The sequence below is a fragment of the Xylanibacter rodentium genome, from assembly GCF_013166575.1.
In the GTDB taxonomy this organism is placed as follows: Bacteria; Bacteroidota; Bacteroidia; order Bacteroidales; family Bacteroidaceae; genus Prevotella; species Prevotella rodentium.
Genome location: NZ_JABKKE010000040.1, coordinates 1 through 11,011 on the forward strand (window position 1 = coordinate 1; position 11,011 = coordinate 11,011).

An 11,011-nucleotide genomic window follows, 5' to 3' on the forward strand; every position below is an offset into this window, starting at 1 on the left:
ATAGATATCAAATTATTATCCCAACCATAATCGTATATAATAATCTGTTTTACAGGATATATACCTCTTTGGTTGGGATAATAATGAAGTTGGGATAAGTTCTTTTATCCTAACTTTCGGATAACAGGATACTGTCACGCCCGAACTTGCGGAACATGGCGCAGAACTTCCGCAAGTCTTTCCGAAGGAGTGCGTCCGCCTGCCGCTTCGTCATGGTGCGTGCCGAATACCTTTCCCCCGGCTGCACCTGATGCCCCCAGCCCACATATGGGTGGTGCTTTTCCGAGTGCCAGCCCTCAAAATATTTTGTGCAGCGCACAGCCCTCTCGAAAAGTGGCAGTCGGTAGATTGCCGCCTGCCCGTCCGTCCCCTTCTGACGGCTGTCCCGTGCGGACACGGAGCAGACCGCCAGCAGCGAACAGAGGATAGCCATGAATACACGCATCATCTTGGCAGAGGTTTGAAATTGCCCATAGGGATGACGGTCTGAATGTCGTCCTTACCGTTCCGATTATTGAAGTCAAATTCCAATTCATAGGAATTTTTGAAATTGTCCTCCACCACCACGATGAAGTTGTGCGCCTCGTCGCCCTCTGCCGTGTAGTACAGCCGGAACTTCTCGTTTTCGAGCAGGTAGCGGTCGTTGGGCAGGAACGTAATGCCGTTGTCCATTTTCAATGTACCTTCCCCCTCAAACTGGAAATACCGGATGGTATAGAGGGTGTTGGCGAAGTCGCCCGTCTTTTTCAGCTCACAGCGGATTTCCACCGTCTGCCCCTTCGTCACCTTGTTCGGCACGGGCATGGTTTCCACCGTGAAGGGATAGGATTGCTGGATGTCCATGTCGTCGTCACACGACACGAGCGTGAGCGACACGGCGGCGAACAGGCAGAGTGCCAACGCCTTGAAGATGGATTTTCTTCGGTTCTTGTTGTTCAGTATGTTCATTTCAATTTGATTTTTAAGTTATTGTTCATTTCTTTTTTCGTTGTCAGTTGCAGATACTCGTTCAAGTCCTTGCAACCGTCATAGAGGGCTGAACGGTCACAGGCACGTCTGCCATAGCGTTTGCCAAGAACGTCAAGCGTCCTCCGTCCGGCTTCGTCACGGTCAAGGAAACAGTTGATGCGTCCGTAAGCGTCCAGATGCTTCATCGCCTTTTCCACGTTGGAAACGGAGTTCAGCACAAGACTGTCGCCATTGCCGACTATGCCGAGTGTGGCAGCGGAAAGGAAATCCATAAATCCCTCGAACACGCTGCACACGTCGGCAGCGGTATTTTCCAGCTTTACCAGTGACACATCTTTCGGTGGTATGCAACCCTTGAAATGGCGGCTGCGTACCTCATAGCCGCCAGCCATGTTTGGAAAGCCTACGGCGAAATACCGCTTGCCACGCACTCCGTAATTCAGTCGGCAGCAGTAACGTGATGCGACAGCGTAAGGTATGTCCCGTTCCGCCAGATAGTCCGTCAGCGGTGAGCGGAGCAACGGGACGGCTTCCACTCCTTCAAAGGCAGGTTCGGCAGGCTTCGGTTGATAGGTCGGCTTTTCTGACCTATCAACCACCATATTTGCGGCTTTCGCTATAAACCTCGCCTGTTCCATGAAGTCGCCGCTTCCGATAAACTCCCCGGCAAGCGTGAAGATGTCGCCGCCCTTGCCCAAGCCGAAGTCGTACCATAGCTGTTTTGCCACGTTCACACGGAAAGAGGGCGTGCGTTCGCCCCTGTACGGGGCGATATACCACAGCTCGTTTCCGCTCCTCCTGACAGTCTCATGTCCCAGCCGTGCGAGGAAGTCCGCCAACGGAATCCGCCTTATCATGTCGATGTCCGTCTGTTCCATGTGGCGCGCGTCAGTTGATGATTATCTTGATGCCCGCCCCGAACTGGCAATGGAACTTTCTCGTGTCGCCACCCCACAGGCAACGCTCCCGGAGGTTGGCGAGCAGGGTGATACGGTCAGCCACGTAAAACTCCACATCGAGCGTCAGCGCACCGCCGTAGATGAAGGCGTCACGGTCATGGAGCGTGGAGCCGTCAGGCAGCACCTTCTCGCCCCAGTTCACCGATTCATACCCGGCGAGAGCCGAAGCACCCGCATAGACGAAGACGATTTTACGCGCGTCGGATAGTATCTTGAAGTAGTAGCCGCCCTCTGCCGTGAACTGAGCCACGGGTATCTTTGCGTCCTTGTAAGGGTTGTTCTTCAGCAGGTACTCGCCGCCGAACACCCATTTGTTACCTTTCTTCGTATAGGTGGAGAGGGCCGCCCCGAAACTATACCCGCCGTCATTGCCGCCGGGTTTGAAGCCGTCCGCCAGATTCGCCCTTAACTCGATGCCCTGCATCTTCGGCAGGCACCGCTGGGCGTTCGCCCGCCCTGTGAACAGGGCAAGCGACGCGATAATCATAAAAAGGTACTTCTTCATAGTTAGCGCACTTGAAGTTCGTTGATGGTATTGGCGCGCACCAAGTCCTCGTTCTCAATCACGAAGGACTGGTGGCGGCCGCCGTTCTTCTCGTTCAGCTCCACCACGAGGCACTTGCCGTCGGGGATGGTGAACTTTGCCATCGTGAAGACCGTGCGCTCGCTCTTCCTGCCCGGCACGAGCGTGGCGTAGTTCTGCGCGCGGAGCGGCAGGACGATCTGCTCCTGCACGGCGGTACGCTTCGCTACCTTCTTGTCCACGATTTTCCACGTTATGTAGTCCACGTCGAAAGGAATGTTGCTCTGGTTCTTTATCTCCGTGTGGAAATACAGAAGCCCGCTGTGCGTGTAGATACCTTTCAGCAGGTACTGGATGCCGAAACGCTTGCAGCCGATGTGCTTCACCTCGCGCTTGTTCTGCCTGTGGATGGACTTCATGATAAGGCGCACCAGCATCGGGCTTTCGCTGCCCAGCTCCTTCAGATAGATTTCCTGCGCGTTGTTAGGACGGTTCACCGCCGAGCCGTCATGGATGAAATCGCACATCTCCACGTTGAGCAACAGCGGTTCGGCGGCGTACTTCACGTTGAAGGTGTAAAAATTTCCGTCTTCCGTGATTACGGACATATTGGTTTCGTTCGGAAAGTCCCTCACGGTAGCCTTCACGCGGATGACGTTCTCGGCTCCGTCGGCTTTGCCCGCAATCAGGTCGGGCGAGCCTAAATCGACATAGCGCACTTCCGAGGGGAAAATGACGTGGACGGTCTTGTCGTAGGTCACTTCCAAACCGTGCGGCGGGACCATGCGGTCAAAGCCCAGCTTTCTTGTCAGACCGTGGTACAGGTCGCCGTCCGCCTCCTTCTGCGGATAGACCTCCTTTGTCAAGGTCGGCTGTTCTGTCGTCGGCTGTTCTACACTTCCGTTGTCCGTTCCAACGGTTACGTTCTCCTGCGCGTTGGCAGTTACGATGCCCATAGCGAGGGCAAACATGATGATTACTTTTCTCATTTTACTTTGGATTTTAGTGGTAAATTAAACATTGGTTGTTGTTACTTTTTCTGTATTCTGTTTTCAGTCTTTCTCCTGATAGAGCATGACCATGTACCCGGCTTTCAGATGCACTTTCACCGTGCGCATCTTCTTGGCGATATACTGGCTCGTGCCTTGTATCAGCCCCTTGCCCAAGTCAGAGGCGAGTTGCGCCCCGGCGTTGGTGGAGATATTGATGCTGCTCCCCAGCGAGCCGCCCATGTTTGCGGCAACCTCACGGACAGCGCTCATTTCCATCGAATTGGGGATGAAGATGCCGGGTTGCCCGTCCGTGTCATACACTGCCAGTTCCACCGGGATAATCGTACCTGTGTACTCCAGCGATGTAATTTCAATATCAAGCCGTTCGCCCTGAATCTTTGCCGTGCCGACCACCACCGCATTGCGGGGAATAATTTTGTCAGCCACCGCCATCGGTTCCAGCAGCCGTAATCTTACCGCCTGCCCGTCGGTCACGCTTTGCGCCCCATAGACGCACGCCGATATGGTGTTCCTGTCCGATACGGTCGTGACGCCCACCGCCGTGTTGAAATTGCGGTTACGCTCCTGCGAGAAGGAGGCGACAAACTCGGCGTTGCTCATCGGTTGTCCAAGCGAGGACACCACCTGATGTACTACCTGCCTGACGGGTTTCGCCGTGTTCTTTCCGGCTTTCTGCACGGGGTAAGGCTCAGCCGCCTGCACCGGTTCCGGCTTGCCGCCGTTCTGACCGCCCATGTATTTCGCCGCCAGCTCATAGGACTTCTCCATAAGTGCCACTTGGTCATCCATAGCGGACGCCTTGCCCTTCTCGCTTTCAAGTTCCGATTCCAGCGATGCGATACGCTCCAGCAGTTCGTCCATTTCCGCGTTGTCGTTCTTCGGCGGCTCGTAGAAGTTGCCGAGCGTGGCATTGAGGTCGCGGTAGGCGGCTGCGGAGGACTGGATGGTCTTCGGGGCAGGGTTCACCGCCTCTTGCGTGCCGCTGGGATTGGCAAGGTCGAAGTCCCTGCCACCGTCCGTTTCCGCCACCTCGCTGTCGAACATATCGCCCAGCTGCTGCATGGCGCGGCTGCGGTCCGCCTGCCGTTCCTCCATCGCCCCCTGTTCGTAGGCTTTCGCCTTGTCGCCGATAATCCGGCGGTTCTCCTTGTCCGCGTCGGGCATTTCGATGTTGTAGCCGCCCGTTCCCGGCTCCTGCTCCTTGCCGGAGGACGGTGCGAATATCAGCCACATCGCACCGAGGAATACCAGCACCATAGCGGGCAGCACTATCATCTTCTGACGTTTCAGCCGTTGGGCTTCGGTCAGCGGCTTGCGTACCTTCTTCGGTTTCCCGTTATCGGGAGCCGCCTTGTTCTCGTTTTTAGGTTCATTCTTCGTCTGTTCCATACATATTATTATAATAAGGTGTAAAATTGTCGCTCACTTCAGGCTTCACGGACAGTTCCACCTGTCCGGCATGGTCGATTTCCATACGGCTGCCGTCATTCCTGCCGATGTCATGGACGGCTTTGCCGAAGGTGTAGAGGGCAAGCGCGGCGAAGGCGGCGAGCATTGCCAGCACGATGCGCCTGCGTGTCTTCGGCGGCAAACCGTCCAGATAGCCTTTGAGCCTTGTCCTTAATTGCTTCCGTTTGTCGTGGAGCTTCCAGTACGCGCCCCACATTGTCCTTTTGATACTCTTCATACCTTGTTACCTTTTGATTGTCTGTAAATCCTTGTTCTCGATGATGGTGAACCCCTCGATGGTGAAGCCGTTGGGGTTGTCGTCCGAACGGGATGAGTTCAAGAGGCGGCACGTTGTCACGAGGCTGCGCTCGGTGACGTTGCTCTGCCTGATGATCTTCTGCGTGGCATAGGTCACGGCACGGTAAGGATAGCCGTTGAAGTCGCACACCACGCTGTCCACCTTCAGCACTTGGTTGATGTTCCCGGCGATGATGCGGTTGTAGTACCCCTTCTCGGCGAAGTCCGAATAGTAGTTGTACACGCTCCTGTCCGCTAATAGTAGGGCACGCTTCACGTTATGCTCTATCGCGCTCTTTTCGGGCGAGAGCGTGAAGAAAAGCTCGTGGAAGCGACGCACATGCTCCCTCGCTTCTGCCGGACGGTTCTGCGACAGGTCCTGCGAGAGAGCCAGCATCAGCGACTTGCCGTTGTCCAGCACGTAGATCTTCTCCCGCTGCCGCTCCGCGAAGCGGTAGGAACTCCACACGCTCCATACCGTTATCACGGCGCACAGCGAGAGGAAGACGATACCGAACAGGCGTATCTGCCTGAACGATGATTCGATGTTTTTGAGTGACTTGAATTCCATTGTTATTTATTCGTTTTTAATTGTCAGTTGATTATTTCAGCAGCTTGCCGATGCGTCCCACGGCGTTGCCTGCGGTGGCGCCCGCCACGCTGCCCGCCATGCCTCCGGCGCGTCCCGCCATCTGGTTCACGTTGCGCCCGTAGCCGCCCATGCCCCCGGCTTGGATGATCCAGCCCGCCACCGTCGGAATGGTGAAGTAGCCGATGATGCCGATTATCATGAACACGATATACACCCCGTCGCTGGAATCCAGCGAGAAGTTGGGGTCGGTCTGCATACGCTCGATGTCGCTCTGGAGCATCAACACCTGAATCTTGGCGAGTATCGTGCTGAATATGTCCGACACGGGAAGCCACAGATAGACCTGTATGTAGCGGCAGAACCACTGCGTGAGCGTGCTTTGGAAGCCGTCCCACACCGAGATGGCGAAGGCTATCGGACCGAGTATCGCCAGCACCACGAGGAAGAAGGTGCGGATGGTGTCTATCACGAGGGCGGCGGCTTGGAACATCAGTTCCAGTATCTCGCGGAAGAAGTCGCGGATGCCTTTCTTTATTTCATACATCTTCCGGTCGAGGTACATTTTCGCCATCGTCACCATGTCGGCGGGCGACCAGCCCAGTTCCTCCAGCTGCTTGTCGTACTCCTCGTTTGACACGAGGTAGGCGGTTTCGGGGTTGCGCACCATCGCCTCGTATTCCAGCCTGTCCTTCTGCTCACGGTACCGGTTCATGTCCAGCGTCTGCGTTTCCAGCAGTTTCGCCGTGCCCTGCACCACGGGCGAGAGGACGCTGTTCACCGTGCCAAGCACCACCGTGGGGAAGAACATGATACACAGACCGATGGCGAACGGGCGGAGCATGGGGAACACGTCTATCGGTTCGGCTCTCGCCAGTGATTGCCATACACGATATGCCACGTAGAACAGCGCGCCCAGCCCGGCTATCCCTTTCGCCACGCCCGCCATGTCACCGCACAAGGGCATCATCTGCCCGTAGAGCGAGCGCAGGATCTGATGAAGGTTGTCGAACTCCATAGGCTACCAGTATCTTTCGTTCATACTGCCGTACAGCCCCATGATGCGGTCGAGGTCGTTCCTCTTCTTTGCCCGCAGGTAGCTCACGCCGATGTTCTTGTTGGTGTAGTAGCTCACGAGGTTGCGGTAACGCTTCATCTTGGAATGGCAGCGTTCCACCACGTCCATACGCTCCTTGTCGGTCATGGAGAGCGTGGTGATGTTCACCACATTTTTCAACTCCGTCAGCACGTCGTTACTCTCCTCCAAGAGCTTCGTGTAGCCGAAGGCGATGGCTCCCAGCTCCTCCACCGTGAAGCTGTCGTCGCGCAGCATCTTCTGGAAGCTGGTCACGTAGATGTCGGTGATGTCGCCTACCATCAGGATGGTCTGCTGCACCTTGCGGGCATCTTTCACCAGGTTGTTCACGGATTTGAGGGCGTCGTAATACTTCTTGCCCTGCTCATAGATTTTCACCGTTTCCTGAAAGTTCTTCACCATATTCTGGGCGGTGGTCGAGGTATGCACCACGTTCTTCGAGGTGTTCACGATGCTCTGCGCGATGTTGGACGGGTCTATCACCGCCCACTGTGCGCTTGCCCTGCCGGCTGCAAACAGGCACAGGCAGATAATAAGTGTCATTCTTGTTCTCATGTTACTTTGGATTTTAGTGGGTTTCATTATTTATTCTCCGCTTGCCGGATGGTCCGGTTTCGGGGTCACACGCACGTAGTCCCCGTTCGGCGAGAAGGTCAGGACGTCCGTCGCCTCGTTGTAGGACACGTCGATGCGGAAGCCGGTATTCATGAAGAGGTTGCCGTTCTCCTCCTGCAAGAGGTAGGTTTCCGGCTTCAGCCTGCGGCGCAGCCCGCTACGGCGGAACACCGTCACCTTGTAGGCTTCACCCTCCTTGTAGATAAGCACGTCGGGCTTCCCCTCCACGCTCTCCCAGTTCCCGCAAAGCAGGTCGCGGCGGTTGTCCACGGTTTCGCAGGATTGCAGCACCATGACCGCCAGCCCGATCAGACACTTGCTGACTTGCAGCATTTTCGTTCTTGATATACTCATACGCATTTTCTGTTTTTAGTTGATGAATCTGTTTTACTTATTGCCTATTCCTTGTTTCTCCGTCTTTCGGCAAGCTGCCGGATGGCGGCTTCGATGTCGCCGCCCAGCTTTTCCGCCAGACGGTAAACCTCCACCTTCTCCGTTTCTTCGGTGGTGTACGCCAGATATTCCTCCGCGCTCACTTCGGTGGCATAGACAGCCGACTGCGTGCCGCCCAGTCCGATCCACACTTCCTTGTAATTGCGGTTCGGGTTGATTGCCATGTTGATGGAGAGTATCTGCGACTTCTCCTTCTCCGTCAGACCTAAAAGGGACTGTATGGCATCAAACTTGTTCATATATTTCCTTTGGTCGAGGAGTATCTTGCAGTCGGAGTTGTTGATGATGCTCTCCTTGACCACGGGCGAGGAAATGATGTCGTCCACCTCCTGCGTCACCACGATCGCCTCGCCGAAATACTTGCGCACGGTCTTGTACATATAGCGCAGGTACTCAGCCATGTTCGCTGAAGAGAGAGCCTTCCAAGCCTCTTCCACTATCAGCAATTTACGCACGCCTTTCAGACGGCGCATCTTGTTAATGAAGGCTTCCATGATGATGATGGTCACCACCGGGAAAAGCTCGCGATTTTCCTTAATACTGTCAATCTCGAAGACGATGAACCGCTTGCCGAGCAGGTCGATGTTCTCCGTGGAGTTGAGCAGGAAGTCGTAGCGTCCGCCCCGGTAATACTGCCGCATGGTGGTAAGCATGTTGTCGATGTTGAAGTCGGACTTCTCCACCTTGATGTCACGCTGTGCCAGCTCGCGGCGGTAGTCGTCGCGCATGTACTCGTAGAAGGTGTTGAACGAGGGGACGATGCTCCGGTCTGCCCTGATGCGTTCGATGTAGGCGTTCACCGCGCTGCCCAGCTCGCCGCTCTCGGTCTTCGTCACCTTGTCGTCCTCCGACTTCCAGAGCGTCAGCAGCAGCGTCTTGATACTGTCCTTCTTCTCCACGTCGTACACGTAGTCGTCGGTGTAGAACGGGTTGAACGAAATCGGTTTCTCCTCCGTATAGGTGAAATACACGCCGTCCGCGCCGTTTGTCTTGCGCCGTATCATTTCGCACAAGCCCTGATAGGAGTTTCCCGTGTCCACCAGCACCACGTGCGCGCCCTGTTCCCAATACTGCCTCACGAGGTGGTTCATGAAGAACGACTTGCCGCTGCCCGAAGGACCCAATACGAACTTGTTGCGGTTGGTGGTGATGCCGCGCTTCATCGGCAGGTCGCTGATGTCGAGGTGCAGGGGCTTCCCCGTGAGCCTGTCCACCATCTTGATGCCGAAGGGCGAGAGCGAGCTGCGGTAGTTGGTTTCCTCCGTAAAGAGGCATACCGCCTGCTCGATGAACGTATAAAAACTTTCCTCGGCTGGAAAGTCCGCCGCGTTGCCGGGCATCGCCGCCCAGTAGAGTGTCGGGCAGTCGATGGTGTTGTGGCGCGGTACACACTCCATGCTCGCCAACTGGCTGCCCACATCGTTCTTAATATGCTTCAGTTCCTCCGCGTCGTCGCTCCATGCCATGACGTTGAAGTGCGCCCGTACCGAGGTCAGCCCGTAGGAATGGGCTTCGTTCAGGTACTGGTCTATCCATTCGCGGTTGATGCTGTTGCTCCGGCTGTATCGGGATAGCGACTGCATATTTCTCGCGGACTTCTCGAACTTCTGCAAATTTTCCTCGCTGTTGTCGATAATCACATACTGGTTGTAGATGTGGTTGCAGGAGAGCAGCAGCCCCACCGGGGAGGCGAAGGAGAGGCGGCAGTCGCTTCGGTCCGTGGAGAGTTTCTCGTAGCGGATGTCGGTAGCCACCTTTCCGGGCATGTCCTCCGCGTCGGAGAGGGTGTGCAGGCACAGGCGGTTGTCGCCGATGCGCATTTCTTTTGCCGAGAGGTCGATGTCCTGCAAGGTCGTGTCGCCTTCGGGCATGAGCGAGAAGTATCGCTCTATCAGCCCGGCGGACTTCTCCGTGCCGACAATCTCGTCGGTGGAGAGCCGGCGCAGCCAGACAAAGCCGCTGTCGTTCATGATGCGCTCGAACTGTTCCGCAGCCTCCATGAACTTCGCGGCGGTTTCCTTGTCCAGCTCCTTCGGGATGATATGCCCCCGGCACAGCGTGCTGAAATTGCTTTGCATCCGGTTACGCTCCTTCGTCGTCTTGGTCAGGTAGAGGTAGCAGGTGTGCTTCAGGTACGGACGCTCGTTGAAGTGACGCTCGAAAGAGCGGCTTAAAAAGCTCATGTCCTCCTTCTGCAATTCCGGCGTGTACTTCTCCTTGATGAACCAGTCCTGCTTGTGGACGACGGAGAAGTCCGGCAGCACCTTGATCGCCTTGCACCAGCTGCCGTGTATCGCCTCGTACTCCGCGCCCGTCACGGTGTAAAGCTCCGGCAGCTCCACCTCGAAAGCCACCGTGATGTCGGCGTCTTTGGATATGATACAGCCTTGCTCCACAGCCAGCAGCGGGAACTTGTTTTCCAGTGTTGTCATTTTGGATGTATTCCTCATGTCATTTCTTCCTTTCGTTTCCGTTTGAATAATCGGGTGATCCGCCGCCGGTTGATAAGGTATCGGGGATGGCTCCGTGCCGCTCCCAATTTCATAAGCCCGTGTTCGCCGTACCGGGCGTTCAGCGCGAAGGTCTGCCATACGAGGACGGAGGACGATGCCGCGCCGAAGCCGATACATACCCACTGGTCGATGCCGACCATGTAGAGAATGACGAACAGGACGAAGAGAGCCAGCAGACCTCCGCAGAAGATGAAGAGGTACTGAGCCTTCAAGCCCTTGAACTCTACCGGACGACCGATACCCTTGTTTATCGGGTATTCAGCCATACATTAGTTTATTAAAGGAAGAATGAGCGCAGGATGGTGGCGGCGACAATCAGGAAGATGCACGCCCCGAACCACGAGGCGGCAGTCTTGGAGGTGTCGGGGTCGCCGGACGAGAATTTCCCGTACACTTTCACGCCCCCGATAAGACCGACTACCGCGCCGATGGCGTAGATAAGTTTCGTGCCGGGGTCGAAGTACGAACTCACCATAGAGGTGGCTTCGTTGATGCCCGCGATGCCGTTTCCCTGCGCGAAGGCGGAGGCGGTTGC

Annotated in this window: 13 protein-coding genes and 1 pseudogene; all 14 read right to left on the reverse strand. The window is 55.9% G+C overall.

Annotation, left to right across the window (positions count from 1 at the left end; all coding sequences use genetic code 11):
- Window positions 1–118: 118 nt before the first annotated feature.
- Window positions 119–448 (reverse strand): annotated as a pseudogene (locus HPS55_RS13515) (lysozyme); the annotation flags it as partial.
- A complete protein-coding gene (locus tag HPS55_RS13520; RefSeq protein ID WP_008782558.1) occupies window positions 445–948 on the reverse strand; it encodes a DUF3872 domain-containing protein in 504 nt (167 codons plus the stop codon). The pseudogene HPS55_RS13515 and the gene HPS55_RS13520, both read right to left, overlap by 4 nt.
- Entirely contained in the window at window positions 945–1,847 is a 903-nt protein-coding gene (locus HPS55_RS13525) for a toprim domain-containing protein (RefSeq protein ID WP_172325028.1), read from the reverse strand. The genes HPS55_RS13520 and HPS55_RS13525 overlap by 4 nt, the downstream gene beginning before the upstream one ends.
- 10 nt (window positions 1,848–1,857) lie before the next feature.
- A complete protein-coding gene (locus HPS55_RS13530; protein ID WP_172325030.1) occupies window positions 1,858–2,433 on the reverse strand; it encodes a conjugal transfer protein TraO in 576 nt (191 codons plus the stop codon).
- 2 nt (window positions 2,434–2,435) lie between these two features.
- Window positions 2,436–3,440, reverse strand: coding sequence for a conjugative transposon protein TraN (gene traN, locus HPS55_RS13535; RefSeq protein WP_172325032.1), 1,005 nt, complete (start codon window positions 3,438–3,440; stop codon window positions 2,436–2,438).
- A gap of 63 nt (window positions 3,441–3,503) precedes the next feature.
- Window positions 3,504–4,853: a conjugative transposon protein TraM gene (traM, locus tag HPS55_RS13540; RefSeq protein ID WP_172325034.1), complete on the reverse strand. Its 1,350-nt coding sequence runs from the start codon at window positions 4,851–4,853 to the stop codon at window positions 3,504–3,506.
- On the reverse strand, window positions 4,834–5,151 hold the full coding sequence (locus tag HPS55_RS13545) for a TraL conjugative transposon family protein (protein WP_172325036.1): 318 nt from the start codon (window positions 5,149–5,151) through the stop codon (window positions 4,834–4,836). The genes traM and HPS55_RS13545 overlap by 20 nt, the downstream gene beginning before the upstream one ends.
- Window positions 5,152–5,157: 6 nt before the next feature.
- Window positions 5,158–5,781 carry a conjugative transposon protein TraK gene (gene traK / locus HPS55_RS13550; protein ID WP_018667416.1) on the reverse strand — a complete coding sequence of 208 codons (624 nt, stop codon included), beginning with the start codon at window positions 5,779–5,781 and terminating at the stop codon, window positions 5,158–5,160.
- 31 nt (window positions 5,782–5,812) lie between these two features.
- Complete coding sequence (gene traJ / locus HPS55_RS13555; protein ID WP_018667415.1) at window positions 5,813–6,817, reverse strand: conjugative transposon protein TraJ; 1,005 nt, start codon at window positions 6,815–6,817, stop codon at window positions 5,813–5,815.
- Between the two features lie 3 nt (window positions 6,818–6,820).
- A complete protein-coding gene (locus tag HPS55_RS13560) occupies window positions 6,821–7,450 on the reverse strand; it encodes a DUF4141 domain-containing protein (protein ID WP_057098481.1) in 630 nt (209 codons plus the stop codon).
- Between the two features lie 30 nt (window positions 7,451–7,480).
- Window positions 7,481–7,864: a DUF3876 domain-containing protein gene (locus HPS55_RS13565; RefSeq protein WP_121737250.1), complete on the reverse strand. Its 384-nt coding sequence runs from the start codon at window positions 7,862–7,864 to the stop codon at window positions 7,481–7,483.
- Between the two features lie 44 nt (window positions 7,865–7,908).
- Window positions 7,909–10,413: a TraG family conjugative transposon ATPase gene (locus tag HPS55_RS13570; protein WP_172325038.1), complete on the reverse strand. Its 2,505-nt coding sequence runs from the start codon at window positions 10,411–10,413 to the stop codon at window positions 7,909–7,911.
- On the reverse strand, window positions 10,410–10,742 hold the full coding sequence (locus tag HPS55_RS13575; RefSeq protein ID WP_172325040.1) for a DUF4133 domain-containing protein: 333 nt from the start codon (window positions 10,740–10,742) through the stop codon (window positions 10,410–10,412). Before HPS55_RS13575 ends, HPS55_RS13570 begins: the two co-directional genes overlap by 4 nt.
- 11 nt (window positions 10,743–10,753) lie before the next feature.
- Window positions 10,754–11,011: DUF4134 domain-containing protein (locus tag HPS55_RS13580; RefSeq protein ID WP_172325042.1), on the reverse strand; the 258-nt coding region annotated here is incomplete at its 5' end.